We start from the raw sequence: 13,555 nt of genomic DNA, 5'->3' as shown, positions 1-13,555 counted from the left end.
TATCAGGAAGTTTTTTCTAGCGTGCTATATAACTGCTAAGTCTTTGCAAAATAATAAAAAATATAAGATTTTGTGGTATAATTATAGGGGCAGAGCAGCTGAATCTACTTTCATTTTTTGACTGAAGAATGTTCAGAAAAACACTGCAAAATTTTTCTATACCGTTTCTTTTATTGTTACATGACTGTCGCAAAATTGCTGCTGAATTGTCCAAAAAAATGTATGATTGACTCCCCATTCCAAAGGGATGTCGACGGGAAGCAAAACGCAGTTTTAAGGCTAAAATGCGCTTGAATTTTGCGCAAATGTACCCATCAATACAGCGCAGGAACACCTGCATTCAAATCATGAACCGGAAGGATAAAGTGATGGCAAAGAAAAAACAGCCAGAAGTGATTCAGCATAACTTCGTGGCCAAATATATGCATGAGGTCAACAAGAGCCAGGTTTTTGTCGACCGGAAAAAGAATGCCAAACGCGGCTATAGCAAACACAAACAAGGGCGATATTCTGATGATTATCGCCCTTATTCATTCTGTCTGATTTAAATCAAAATATGGCTTAAGCGCCAACAATCCGGGTAGAGGCCTTGACCATATCGCCCAGACCATGGGTTTTAAAATAATATTCCATCCAGCTTTTCACCATCAGCGAATTATTCATTTTCAGCACCCGTTCCAGCTGCTCCTGTGCTTCGCTCATCGGCACATGGCAAATCGCTTTACGCACGCGCAGAATGTTACTCGAACTCATCGACAGGGTATTAAAGCCCATCGCCATCAACAGCACCGCAGATAGCGGATCACCGGCCATTTCACCACAAATGCTGACCGGTTTATCGTACTTGTGACATTCCTTGACCAGACGGGTCAGTGCGCGTAGCACTGATGGATGGAAATGCGAATAGACGTTGGCCACGCGTGGATTGTTACGGTCCACTGCCAGCAGATACTGGGTCAGGTCATTGGAGCCGACCGAGAAGAAATCGACCAGTTCGGCGAATTCATCAATCTGTAGCAGCACGCTTGGCACTTCTACCATAATCCCGATACGCGGCTTATTGATCTTGACCTGTTCTTCTTCCTGTACCGCATGCCAGTCACGATCTAGCAGATACAGTGCTTCTTCGACTTCATTGACGCTGGTGACCATTGGCAGCAGGATGTGCAGGTTGTTCAAGCCAATGCTGGCTTTCAGCATGGCGCGAATTTGCGAAGAAAAAATTTCCGGATGATCGAGGGTGAAGCGAATCCCGCGCCAGCCCAGTGCTGAGTTTTCTTCTTCAATCGAGAAATACGGCAGGTCTTTGTCTGCGCCAATATCCAAGGTGCGCATTACCACCGGTTTGTTGGCAAAGTGGCTTAGCTGCTGGCGGTAAATGGCACGCTGTTCTTCTTCGCCCGGGAAACGGTCCCGCAGCATAAACGGAATTTCAGAGCGGTATAGGCCGACCCCTTTGGCACCACGTTGTACCCCGCGTACCACATCAATCATCAGACCGGTATTGACATACAGTTTGACCGTCACGCCGTCTGGGGTAACGGCGTCCTTGGTTTCATACTGTTTCAGGTCTTTGGCAATCAGTTCTTCTTCTTTCTGAATTTCTTTATAGCGGGTGCGTAAACGCCGTGGCGGATTAATAAACACCCGGCCCTGATGCGCATCGACAATCATTTCTACGTCATCGAGGGTGTTGATCGGCAGTTCAGTCACCCCGACCACGGTTGGAATACCCAGTGCGCGCGCGACAATCACCATATGTGAGTTCATGGCGCCTTCGGTGGTGACAATTGCGGCAATTTTATCGACCGGTAATTCCACCAGTGCCGCGGTCGAGATTTCTTCACCAATCAGAATACTTTCATCGGTCAGTTCACGATGGCTGGCATCGGCTTCCTGCAAATAGGCCAGAATACGCCGGCCGAGATCTTTTAAGTCGGAAACCCGTTCACGCAGGTAGTCATCTTCCATCTGGGCAAACTGGGCAATGTGGTTGTCAATGACAATCCGCACCGCACCTTGTGCCCAATTACCATCCCGAATCAGTTCTTTAATTTCCGCCGGCAGGGCATTTTCATCGAGCATACGCAGGAACACGCTAAACAGCGCGCGTTCTTCGGCCATCAGCGCATCCTGCATTTTGTCATCCAGCGCCTGAATTTCCTGACGCACGGCATCCAGCGCAGTGTCGAGCAGTTTCAGTTCTTCGCTGATGTCATCGGCTTCACGGTCGGGTACCGCGGCCAAATCTGCTGGTGGATAGAGAATGACCGCGCGGCCAAGCGCAATCCCGCCCGAGCCGGAAACGCCCTGGAAGGTTTTGTAGGCCGGCAGATTGCTGGGTTTACGAAAGACATCAATATTGCCAACGGCATGCGCATGCGCAATCACGCCAGAGAGCTGGGCGCAGAGCGTGACCAGAAAGGATTCAGCCGCTTCGCTAAAGTCCTGACATTCCTTGTTCTGCACCACCAGTACGCCCATGACCTTACGACGGTACATGACCGGCACGCCGAGGAAGGAATTATAAATTTCTTCGCCGGTTTCCGGTAAATACAGGAAGCGTTCATGTTTCGGTGCATCGTCCAGGTTGACGATTTCTTCACGCTGGCCGACCAGCCCCACCAGACCTTCACCGGTATGCAGAGACACATGGCCGACCGCTTCAGGATTCAAGCCCTTAGAGGCCATCAGCAGATAACGCTGGTTGCGCTCGTCAAGCAGGTAAATGGAGCAGACATCGACATGCATAGCTTCAGCAACCTGATTGACCATAATGTCGAGCGATTCATGCAAACTGGTGGACGCATTAATTTCCTGCACAATGCGTCTTAGGGTATCCAGTTGCATATTCGACATAAAGTCTGCTCCAAATCAGCGTTCCAGTTCTGTTCTCTTTATAGCAAGAGTCGTTTAAAAAATCTGCATGATCATACAGCTTTTTTCAGGCTTTCTTAGATGGCAATTGATGACATAATTCCACCATCGCCTTGCGGTACACATCGCGTTTGAAATTCACGACCTGACCCAGTGGGTACCAGTAACTGACCCACTGCCATTGATCAAACTCGGGCGGATCGGACAGGTTGAGCTGAATCAACTGGGCCGAGGCCGTGAGTTTGAGTAAAAACCATTTCTGTTTTTGACCAATACATACCGGATCGGAATCGGGCCGGATGTAACGGTGCGGCAAACGGTAACGCAGCCAACCTTTCGTTTGTGCGATAATTTGAACGTGTTCGGGCAGTAAGCCAACTTCTTCTCTCAGCTCACGATAAAGTGCCTGCTCAGGGGTTTCTCCATGCTGGATACCTCCTTGTGGAAATTGCCATGCATTGTGTCCAATGCGTTTTGCCCATAAAACCTGTCCAAAGTCGTTTGCCAAAATGATCCCGACATTGGGTCGGAAACCTTCTGAGTCGATCATTTGGCTACCTAAATATTCTGTAAATTATGCCTTTGCTTCCGGGGATTTTTATTTCTGTATCCAACACGAAAAAAAGCAAAGTTTAAAAATGTTAAAATTGCTATGATCTTAACGAATTTCTATCGACTAGCGGAGATAGATTTACAAATTTTTTCTTAAATTTCAGTTTTTACGAGTATTTTCATGAAATTGGCGCTATTTGATCTCGATCACACCTTGTTAAATACAGATTCGGATCATTCCTGGGGTGAGTTTTTAGTCAATGAAGGTCTGGTCGATCCGGTTCATCACCGCGCCATGAATGACAAATTTTATGAAGATTACAAAGCTGGCCAGCTTGACCCGATTGCCTATAACGAATTTGTATTCGAATTTCTGACCCAGCACGAGTCACACTACCTGACCGAACTGCATGAGTTGTTTATGCAAAAAGTGATTCGTCCACAAATGCGCCCGGAAGGTTTTAAGGCGATTCAGCGTCATCGTGAGGCCGGACATGCCCTGGTCGGTATTACCGCGACTTCGGATTTTATTACTGCACCAATTTTCCGTGAATTTGGCATTAGCGAAATCATTGCCACCAATGCGGAAGTGGTCGATGGCAAATATACCGGTAAAGTGATCAATACCGCCTGTTATCAGCAGGGCAAACTGGTACGTCTGGAACAGTGGCTGGCCGGACGTGAGGTGACCGAATCCTGGGCCTATTCAGATTCAATTAATGACCGTTTCTTGCTGGAATATGCAGACCACGCTATTGCGGTGAATCCGGATGATCGTTTGCGAGCCTTGGCGGTTGAGCAGGGCTGGGAGATTCAGGACTGGTCGATTGCTGCCGAATAAAAGCGCAGTTCATCTACACCAAGATCAGCAGACAGGGCCGCTATAACTGGCCCTGTTTTTTGTCTGAGCTGGTTGTCATCTATCTTGCAAATTTATGAAAAGGTGAAATTTTTTTAACAACACTAGGATTTGCAGTTTTATATGCTATGGTGAAGACAAGAACAACAACAGGGAGATTCACGCATGCGCCAAACCCGACCAAGAATGACCAATCTGTTTGAACAACTGGGCCTGGACTCCAGCGAACAGGCGATTCAAGATTTTATCGGCCAGCATCAACTGGCGGCGGAAATTCATATTATGGATGCAGAATTCTGGAGTGATGGTCAACGTCAGTTTTTAGCTGAAAAAATTGCCTCGGATGGGGAGTGGGCCATTACGGTCGACCAGCTGAATGAAGCGCTGCATGAAGACTCTGTGCCTCGCCGTTAAATCGTTCGTTCAAATCTCCAGATCATCAGGCCAAATCCGGAATTTGGCCTGATCCCTCACTTTCTTTTCTATCCATTTAGGCAATCCGTTCCCAGAAGCTGACCTGCGCATAGGTATGCTGAAACTTGCGCTGGGTTTCCCGAATCACAAAGGGGATGTCTTGCGGTTCGGTTATTAAACGGAAATGCGGCTCTAGCAAGGCTTTTAAGCCATCCAGACTGCTCCAGTTTTCGCCATCTTTTTTAAAGCCACCCAGCCATTCACTGCGGACAGTGTGTTCTTCCATCCAGGTATAGGGTGAGCTGAGCATCAGAATGCCGCCCATATTCAGCCGTGTATGAATCTGGCTTAAAAACTGCGCCGGATGATGCAGCCGGTCAATTAAGTTGGCTGCCAGAATAAAATCATAGCCTCTGAAAATCGCTTTAAGATTACAGGCATCACCCTGGTAAAACTGGACTTTGTCCCGGACCTCCGCAAGTCCAAGCTGGGCTAAATCACAGGCATGATAATCCACCAGTTCACCTTCGGTGCAGATGCTGTAATGCAGGGTTTCGCCCTGTGCCAGTTTGACGCCGTTCTGGATAAAGCGCGCTGAAAAATCAATCCCGACCACTTCATCAAAATAACGGGCCAGTTCAAAGCTGGCGCGGCCGGTAGCACAGCCAATATCCAGTGCTTTACGTCGTGGTCTGTCGGCCAGCTGGGTCAGGGCCAGTTGCACCAGTGTCTGGGCAAAATTGGCCACGCCAAAATATTCACGGCCATACTGAAATTCCAGATATTCAGACACCAGTCGGTCGGTTTCATATTGTGAGTGAATCGCCGGCGGCTCCTGATCAGAAACCACATAGCGGAAACCGGCATGCTGGAAAAAATGCCGGCGAAAGGCATAGCGTGAGGCCAGCTCGGCTTCATTGCCGGCAGAAATCCAGGAGCCGCCTTTGAGCAGATTATGCCGGCCATCAAAGGTTGGGGTGCTGAAATCATCATAAATCGGATGCACCACAAAACCGGGAAATGGATAAATCGGGGTTTCGGTCCATTGCCAGACATTGCCGCGCAGGTCATAAAAATCGCCATGCGGGAAGGTATTGACCGGACAGGAGGAAGCACCATAGGCCAGCGCCAGATTGGCAGGTGCAGACGGCTCATTTACGCCAGCCAGCTGTACCAGCCGATACCATTCCTCTTCGGTGGGCAGTCGTACTGGCTGACCAGTTTGCTTCGCTTTCCAGTGGCAAAAGGCTTTGGCCTCATGATAATTTACCTCCGCCGGCCAGTCCCACGGCATTGGTACTTCTTCGGTCAGCAGCCGGAGTGACCAGTCCGGCCCGTGTTTACGCCAGAAGGTCGGATATTTGGCCTGGGCAAAGCTGCGCCATTGCCAGCCTTCATCTTCCCAATAGTTTGCGTTCTGATAGCCGGCATCTTCAACAAAGGCCAGAAATTCCTGATTGCTGACCAGATAGCGGCTGGCCGCAAACGCCGCTACCTCTGCCTGATATTGGCCATATTCATTGTCCCAGCCGTAAACCGGGTCGTGCCGCTCCTTACCGAGCTGTACCCGGCCGGCTGCCACTGGAAGCAACGCATTCTCTGGTGCGGTGTTAGTCAGGATATTTGGCCGCCATGGTGGCTGTGTCTGGACATAGTCAAGGGCATGCTGGCGAATCAGCACGGAGGAGGTTTCCAGATGAATCCGCTCGTGTTCAATGCCCATCAGAATCGACCACCACGAATGCTGCCAGTCAATTGGCGTGCTCAGCGGTGCCTTTTCAATAATTTCCAGCACCGTGGCACGCACCTGATCGCGGTAGTGTTTGACCTGCGCGGGTGTCGGCCAGTCATAACGGCTGTCATCCAGGTCATCCCAGCTCATCTCATCCACACCCACCGCAAAGATGGATTCAAAATGTGGATTGATACGCTGTTCAATCAGTTTGCTGAGCAGCAGTTTGTTGATGAAAAATGTCGCGGTATGGCCATAGTAAAAAATCAGCGGATGGCGCAGCGCAATCGGTTTGTGATAAAAGGCCTCATCGCCGTTGAGGCAGCTAAACAATGATTCATAACAGTCAAAGGTTTGCAGAAAATACTGCTTGAGGGTGGCACGTAGCGTATCGGCCTGCATAACATCCAGCCGTGGACTGGGCTGTAAAGGCGGTGCACTGCCGGCTAGGCGCTGCTGGAGCGCCTGGGCTGAACTGAACGAAGGGGAATAGGCAAGCGGGGAAGTGGTCTGGTTCATCACTCTGCTCCTGCATCATTTTTATAAAGATCCTGGTGTCTTGTGCGGGCACCTTGTCTTTTCAAATTACGCCAATTTGGAGCAGCGTGCTGTTTTGTTCAGTAACTGTACAGAAGGATGCGACCGGTCGATGAACCTAGTCCGGCTGCTGCATAAAGTTAACCAGCGCCTGCGCCGCTTTGGACTGTGTGCGTCCCGGATGCCAGACCATGCCCAGCTGGCGGTTCATTTCCAGATTAATATCCAGCTGTTGCAAGTCCTGATTAATCAGGGTTTTCGGTAACACTGACCAGCCCAGTCCAATCGACACCAGCATGCGGATGGATTCCAGCGGGTTATTGCTCATGGTGATCTTCGGCTTCACGCCCTGTTTTTCAAACTCGGCCAGGGTAATCTGGCTGGTATAGGTCTGTGCTGCTGGTAGCAGGCTCGGGAACTGGGTTAAATCTTCCAGTTTCAGTCTTTTCTGCTGGGCCAGCGGATGAAAAGGCGCAGCCACAAACACCAGCGGATCATTCCAGATGGTGACATATTGCAGCCGGTCATCACCTTGCGGCGGCAGGGTTAAAAAGGCCAGTTCCAGATCACCGGCCAGCACCTGTTCATGCGCCTGTTCCGAATCGACAAAATGCACATCTAAGGTGACATCGGGGAAATCTTGGACATAGCGACGCAAATGATCGGGCAGATGATGCAGGCCAATATGATGACTGGTGCCAATTTTCAGGCGACCCTGCACCTGGCCCTGTTCATGGCTTAAAGTATGATGAATATCGCCCAGTTCATTTAGCCAGTTTTTGACTTTGGGTAACAGCGAATGCGCAGCATGGGTTGCCTGCACGCCACGGCCGGCCGACTCAAACAGCTTGACCCCAAAATATTCTTCCAGGCTATGAATCCGTTTGGTGACTGCGGGCTGGGTAATAAACAGCTGATCGGCGGCCAGAGAAATCGAACCGGTTTCCATGACTTTTACAAAAGCTTCAAATGCTGCAAGATTCATCGCAATCACCTATAAAGATTTTTTATGCTTAAAATTATTATTTAGAAATTTTTAGAATTAATCAAAGATTATTTTTCTATAAATTGAAGTTCAACAACCATAACTTGAATATAAATATTTTAAAAACAGTAATTTAAGTTATATTAAAATAAAAAAGATCATCCTGAAGATGATCTTTTGGGAGGAACACCGGGCGAAAAATAGGCTAGGCGGTGATTTCCTCTGTGCCGTCTTGTGCTTTCTTTTCCCACATGCGTTCATGAATAAAATAGGCCACCGCCTGTACTGTTGGTTCCAATAAGCTTAAGGTAATGGCCATCCACAGACTGCCGGTAACGAAATAGCCGACAAGCATGGTCACCGTAATGTGCATCACATAGTAGCTAAAAGTCTTTTTAAACATTCGCTGGTTGTTTGCGACAAAGTTTTGAATATGCGCCATGATGATGTTCCTCGTATCTACAATTCAGTGCTGATAACATCATCATAGTCAGTACGAATTAATTTGTAAAAACGAATATTTTGTAAAATTCAATCGGAAAATTGAATTTTTAATCAGATGTTAATCTGAGCAAAAATCAATTATATTTATTCCATAAAGTTTTTTAACTGATAAAAATGATAAATTAGATTTATGTAATTGTGTGGTTATAATCGAAATTAATGACAGAATTACCCAGTCCAGTGGAGCACATCGACATGGCAGGCGAAACCCAAAAAGCAAAAACATTATATGACAAATTGTGGGATGACCACTTGGTAAAACAGCGTGATGATGGTTCGGCTTTATTGTACATCGACCGTCATTTGTTGCATGAAGTTACCTCTCCACAGGCCTTTGAAGGTTTGCAACTGGCTGGCCGTCAGCCATGGCGTTTAAGTGCCAATATTGCGACTCCGGACCATAATGTACCGACCTCGAAAAAAGAGCGTGAGCAGGGCGTAGCCGGTATTGAAGATGATACTTCGCGTATTCAGGTGCAAACCTTAGACGATAACTGTAAGACTTTTAATATCGTTGAATTTGATATTAACGATATCCGTCAGGGGATTGCTCACGTGGTTGGACCAGAGCAGGGTTTAACCTTGCCGGGAATGACGGTGGTATGTGGCGACTCGCATACCGCGACCCATGGTGCCTTTGGCTGTCTGGCACACGGGATCGGAACTTCAGAAGTTGAGCACGTGTTGGCCACGCAATGTTTAATTCAGAAGAAAATGAAAAACATGCTGGTACGCGTAGATGGTCAGTTGGGTCAGGGCGTGACCCCGAAAGACGTGGTGCTGGCGATTATTGCCAAAATCGGTACAGCAGGTGGTACGGGCCATGCCATTGAATTTGGCGGTCAGGTGTTCCGTGATATGTCGATTGAAGGCCGTATGACCGTGTGTAACATGGCAATTGAAGCCGGTGCACGTGTCGGTATGGTCGCGGTTGATGAAAAAACCATTGAATATGTAAAAGACCGTCCTTATGCACCAAAAGGCGAGCAATGGGATCAGGCTGTGGCGTACTGGAATACCTTGCATTCAGATGCCGATGCGCATTTTGATACTGTCGTGGTATTACAGGGTGAAGAGATTGAGCCGCAAGTGTCTTGGGGTACTTCACCTGAAATGGTCATTCCGGTTTCTCAGGCAGTACCAACTTTGGAACAGGCCAAAGATGAGGTACAGCGCAATGACTGGACCCGTGCTTATCAATATATGGGCTTAACTGCTGGTCAGGCTTTGGCAGATATCCAGCTGGATCGTGTTTTTATTGGTTCATGCACCAACTCGCGTATTGAAGATATCCGTGCTGCGGCAGATGTGATCAAAGGCCGTAAAGTGGCGCCAAGCATTAAACAGGCGATGGTGGTACCGGGTTCTGGTTTGGTCAAACAGCAGGCGGAAGCAGAAGGTTTGGACAAGGTCTTCCTGGAAGCCGGTTTTGAATGGCGTGAACCTGGCTGCTCGATGTGTCTGGCCATGAATGCCGACAAGTTACAGCCAGGCGAGCACTGTGCATCGACCTCAAACCGTAACTTTGAAGGTCGTCAGGGCAATGGTGGTCGTACCCATCTGGTCAGCCCGGCCATGGCAGCAGCAGCGGCAATTGCCGGTCACTTTGTGGATGTTCGTTCATTCTAAGTTTAAGCCCTCATCCCAGGCCGCTCCTTGCTGGAGCGGATGTGAGAGAGACTACGGATTCATTGGAACATAAATATGAAAGCTTATACCGTTGAACAGGGTATCGTTGCACCTTTAGACCGTGCCAATGTCGATACCGATTTAATTATTCCAAAACAGTTCTTGAAATCAATCAAACGTACCGGTTTCGGTGACAACCTGTTTGATGAATTGCGTTATTTAGATGAAGGCTATCCGGGTCAGGACAATTCAACCCGTCCTAAAAACCCAGATTTCGTCTTGAACCAGCCGCGTTATCAGGGCGCCAGCATTTTAATTTCACGTGCCAACTTTGGTTGCGGTTCCAGCCGTGAGCATGCGCCGTGGGCTTTAAGTGAATACGGCTTGCGTACAGTCATTGCCCCAAGTTTTGCGGATATCTTCTTTAATAACTGCTTTAAAAACGGCATGTTACCGGTGATTTTAACCGAAGCACAGGTTGATCAGCTATTTAAGGAATGTGCAGCCAATGAAGGTTATCAGTTAACTATTGACCTTGAAGCACAGGAAGTCCGTACGCCAAACGGTGAAGCATTCAAGTTTGAAGTTGATCCATTCCGTAAGCATTGCCTGTTAAACGGTCTGGATGATATTGGTTTGACCTTGCAAGATGCCGATGATATTCGCGCGTATGAGGAGAAAACCAAAGCCGCGCGTCCGTGGGTGTTTGCGGAAATTCAAGCTTAAGTTATTTCGTAAATAGGCATAGCACGTGCGTCGAACTCTTGTTAACATTCAAGGCATAATAATTTAAATATTCTGCTTTTTGATGAGGTTGGGCTCGGGCTATGTTGAAGGTTTTTCGTCGGCTTGCTGTATTGGGGGGAGTGGCTACGCTGTTAACAGCATGTCAAACCTGGGATACAGCACGTCTAAAACAGGTAAAAGAGACACAGGCATCCCAATCCAATGCACGTATTTATTGTTCAGGTACCGAGCATTGCGAGTTTGAACGCTTGAACCGGGTCATGATCATGGATGCTGAAAGTCAGCGTCTGAGTCGTGAAGCCATCAAGCAGGGACTGGTGCGCTTGCAGGCAGATTCACTACGGCAGCCTAATCCGCTATATCTGTCGGTTCCAGCTAAACAGCATGAAGTGGTGATCCGGTTCTATCCGATTTCCCGTGATCAGGCCGAAACCCTGCACGTCATTCATCAGTTTAAGCCGCGTCAAACGTACACTTTTAAAATGTACCGTGACCGCAGCAAGCATAAAGGCAGTCTGCTGAATGTTTCGGCGCCAGAGCCGCTGTGTGTGGATCTTTTACAAAACCAGAAAATTATTCGACGTTTCTGCAAACCTTATAATGTCTTACATGGACTGGGGGAATTTGTGGAACAGAAAATTTAGTCTCCACAGTCGTTGACTGCTACAGGAAATGGAAAAACTCATGTCAAAACATATTTTGATTCTTGCCGGTGACGGTATTGGCCCAGAAATCGTCACAGCAGCGGAGCAGGTGCTTACGCGTGTTAATGAAAAGTTCAATCTGGGCTTGACGTGGGAACAGGGATTGTTAGGTGGTGCCGCGATTGATGCGCATGGTTCACCTTATCCGGATGTGACGTCTGAACAGGCGAAAAAAGCCGATGCTTTATTGCTCGGTGCAGTTGGTGGTCCAAAATGGGATACGATTGAGCGTTCGATCCGCCCGGAACGTGGCCTGTTAAAATTACGTAGCGAATTAAACCTGTTTGCTAACCTGCGTCCAGCGATTCTGTATCCGCAACTGGCTGATGCGTCTAGCTTAAAGCCGGAAATTGTATCGGGTCTGGATATCCTGATTGTACGTGAACTGACGGGTGGGATTTACTTTGGTCAGCCACGTGGTATTCGCGAGCTGGAAAATGGCGAGAAACAGGGCTTTAACACCGACGTCTATGCTGAATCAGAAATCAAGCGTATTGCCAAAGTGGCTTTTGAAATGGCCAAACTGCGTGGTGGTAAAGTCTGCTCGGTGGACAAAGCCAACGTGCTGGAAGTAACTGAGCTGTGGAAACAGACCGTGACCCAGTTACACGCTGAACAATATCCAGAAATCAACCTGTCACACATGTATGTCGACAATGCGGCAATGCAATTGGTACGTGCACCAAAACAGTTTGACGTACTGGTAACCGGTAACCTGTTTGGTGACATCCTGTCTGATGAAGCAGCAATGCTAACCGGTTCTATAGGTATGTTGCCATCAGCGTCGCTAGATGAAAATGGCAAAGGTATGTATGAGCCATGTCATGGTTCAGCACCAGACATCGCTGGCCAGAACATTGCCAACCCGTTAGCGACCATCTTGTCTGTGGCAATGATGCTGCGTTATACCTTCCGTGAAGAAGCTGCCGCGAAAGCGATTGAAGATGCAGTGGGCAATGTGCTTGATCAAGGTTTACGTACGGCTGACATCATGTCTGAAGGCATGAATAAAGTGGGTACTCAGGAAATGGGTCAGGCTGTGGTTGCGGCATTGGGCTAAGTCTCGACAGCAAATCAAAAAACGCAGCTGCAGGCTGCGTTTTTTTATGGCTATTGAATAGCTAGGTCTAGATTCAGCGCTTAACAGGTGCGACCGGTATAGTGTACAGAGTGGGCAATATTCTGTTCCAGCCGGAACACAATCTGGCAGTGCAGGTTAACATCATAGCTGTTGGCTGGGCCAATGGGCGCTGGAATATGGGCTGGACCGGTGGCCGGGGCATTCGCTACAGGAATCGGAATGCTGATTGGGCGTATAACGGTGTAGGTGAGCGCCTGTGGGCTGATTTGTGGTGAACTGACCTGTTCGTAACCGAGCAGGCTTAAATCGAGCTGCTGGCGAATCTGCTGGCTGGACTGGCCGACAAATTGGGCCAGATAGGCATCACGTTCAGCTCGGGTACTGGACGGCGTGGTTACACAAGCGGAGAGACTGAACGCGAGGAGCGCCAAAGCAACGGAGCGAGAGACAAACATGCGCGATCTCCATTGAATAAAACTTCATTCTAGGCAAGGACAGCCTAAAAATATGTGTATATTCGATAAGCGGCAGATCTTGACGCCATTTTTCGCTATTACGCAGCATCAGCAGCCAATAAAAAAGCCACTGTTGAAGGTGGCTTTTTGCTTGCGCTAAAACTTAGCGTGCACGATAGGTAATACGACCTTTCGTTAAGTCATAAGGCGTCATTTCAACTTTCACGCTGTCGCCAGTTAAAATGCGAATATAGTGCTTGCGCATTTTACCTGAAATATGGGCAATCACCTCGTGACCGTTTTCTAAACGTACACGGAACATAGTATTAGGAAGCGTTTCGGTGACAACGCCTTCGAACTCGATGAGTTCCTCTTTATTGGCCATAGCCTACCTGATGATCAAATTGGAAAGGCGCAAATTATAGTCAATTTTTTTGAAAAAATCAAGGTGAAACCCGCCGCAGATGAATCATCTGTCA

14 protein-coding genes are annotated in these 13,555 nt (G+C 48.2%); 7 read left to right on the top strand and 7 right to left on the bottom strand.

The genetic code is table 11. From position 1 onward, the window contains the following. The first annotated feature begins 368 nt into the window (after nucleotides 1–368). Nucleotides 369–548, top strand: coding sequence for a DUF7230 family protein (locus tag VF685_RS07080; protein ID WP_005182025.1), 180 nt, complete (start codon nucleotides 369–371; stop codon nucleotides 546–548). Nucleotides 549–561: 13 nt separating this feature from the next. Here VF685_RS07080 and ptsP read toward each other — a convergent pair whose 3' ends face one another. Continuing rightward, nucleotides 562–2,859: a phosphoenolpyruvate--protein phosphotransferase gene (gene ptsP, locus VF685_RS07075; RefSeq protein WP_152342191.1), complete on the bottom strand. Its 2,298-nt coding sequence runs from the start codon at nucleotides 2,857–2,859 to the stop codon at nucleotides 562–564. Nucleotides 2,860–2,944: 85 nt separating this feature from the next. After that, nucleotides 2,945–3,427 carry an RNA pyrophosphohydrolase gene (locus VF685_RS07070; RefSeq protein WP_005182032.1) on the bottom strand — a complete coding sequence of 161 codons (483 nt, stop codon included), beginning with the start codon at nucleotides 3,425–3,427 and terminating at the stop codon, nucleotides 2,945–2,947. Between the two features lie 183 nt (nucleotides 3,428–3,610). Here VF685_RS07070 and VF685_RS07065 point away from each other — a divergent pair, with 183 nt between their 5' ends. Then, nucleotides 3,611–4,270 carry an HAD family hydrolase gene (locus VF685_RS07065; RefSeq protein WP_005182034.1) on the top strand — a complete coding sequence of 220 codons (660 nt, stop codon included), beginning with the start codon at nucleotides 3,611–3,613 and terminating at the stop codon, nucleotides 4,268–4,270. Between the two features lie 183 nt (nucleotides 4,271–4,453). Beyond that, nucleotides 4,454–4,702, top strand: a complete 249-nt coding sequence (locus tag VF685_RS07060; protein WP_005182035.1) for a DUF2789 family protein — start codon at nucleotides 4,454–4,456, stop codon at nucleotides 4,700–4,702. Nucleotides 4,703–4,778: 76 nt separating this feature from the next. Here the strand turns inward: VF685_RS07060 and ovoA are convergent, their stop codons facing one another. The 3 genes from ovoA to VF685_RS07045 all read right to left on the bottom strand — a co-directional run bounded on the left by ovoA (nucleotide 4,779) and on the right by VF685_RS07045 (nucleotide 8,398). Next, nucleotides 4,779–6,953, bottom strand: a complete 2,175-nt coding sequence (ovoA, locus tag VF685_RS07055) for a 5-histidylcysteine sulfoxide synthase (RefSeq protein ID WP_286385022.1) — start codon at nucleotides 6,951–6,953, stop codon at nucleotides 4,779–4,781. 136 nt (nucleotides 6,954–7,089) lie between these two features. Then, nucleotides 7,090–7,956, bottom strand: coding sequence for a LysR family transcriptional regulator (locus VF685_RS07050; protein ID WP_005182039.1), 867 nt, complete (start codon nucleotides 7,954–7,956; stop codon nucleotides 7,090–7,092). A gap of 205 nt (nucleotides 7,957–8,161) precedes the next feature. Next, nucleotides 8,162–8,398, bottom strand: coding sequence for a DUF2061 domain-containing protein (locus VF685_RS07045; protein WP_286385023.1), 237 nt, complete (start codon nucleotides 8,396–8,398; stop codon nucleotides 8,162–8,164). A gap of 257 nt (nucleotides 8,399–8,655) precedes the next feature. Here VF685_RS07045 and leuC point away from each other — a divergent pair, with 257 nt between their 5' ends. From leuC to leuB, 4 genes are all read left to right on the top strand, one after another. Then, the gene (gene leuC / locus VF685_RS07040) at nucleotides 8,656–10,089 is read left to right on the top strand and encodes a 3-isopropylmalate dehydratase large subunit (protein ID WP_005182046.1); all 1,434 of its coding nucleotides are present in this window, start codon (nucleotides 8,656–8,658) and stop codon (nucleotides 10,087–10,089) included. Nucleotides 10,090–10,164: 75 nt separating this feature from the next. Continuing rightward, nucleotides 10,165–10,815: a 3-isopropylmalate dehydratase small subunit gene (leuD, locus tag VF685_RS07035; protein WP_005182049.1), complete on the top strand. Its 651-nt coding sequence runs from the start codon at nucleotides 10,165–10,167 to the stop codon at nucleotides 10,813–10,815. 101 nt (nucleotides 10,816–10,916) lie between these two features. Then, nucleotides 10,917–11,480, top strand: coding sequence for a hypothetical protein (locus tag VF685_RS07030; RefSeq protein WP_016659592.1), 564 nt, complete (start codon nucleotides 10,917–10,919; stop codon nucleotides 11,478–11,480). A 40-nt stretch (nucleotides 11,481–11,520) separates the two neighbouring features. Continuing rightward, entirely contained in the window at nucleotides 11,521–12,600 is a 1,080-nt protein-coding gene (leuB, locus tag VF685_RS07025; RefSeq protein ID WP_005182055.1) for a 3-isopropylmalate dehydrogenase, read from the top strand. An 80-nt stretch (nucleotides 12,601–12,680) separates the two neighbouring features. Here leuB and VF685_RS07020 read toward each other — a convergent pair whose 3' ends face one another. Together VF685_RS07020 and infA are read right to left on the bottom strand one after the other, a co-directional pair. Beyond that, on the bottom strand, nucleotides 12,681–13,076 hold the full coding sequence (locus tag VF685_RS07020) for a hypothetical protein (protein ID WP_127799033.1): 396 nt from the start codon (nucleotides 13,074–13,076) through the stop codon (nucleotides 12,681–12,683). Between the two features lie 163 nt (nucleotides 13,077–13,239). Then, complete coding sequence (infA, locus tag VF685_RS07015) at nucleotides 13,240–13,461, bottom strand: translation initiation factor IF-1 (protein ID WP_001284370.1); 222 nt, start codon at nucleotides 13,459–13,461, stop codon at nucleotides 13,240–13,242. Nucleotides 13,462–13,555 lie beyond the last annotated feature (94 nt).

Source organism: Acinetobacter sp. Brlt_5, assembly GCF_051949055.1.
Taxonomy (GTDB): Bacteria; Pseudomonadota; Gammaproteobacteria; order Pseudomonadales; family Moraxellaceae; genus Acinetobacter; species Acinetobacter indicus.
Note: the sequence above shows the minus strand (reverse complement) of the source record. Positions and strands in the feature narration are given on the sequence as shown.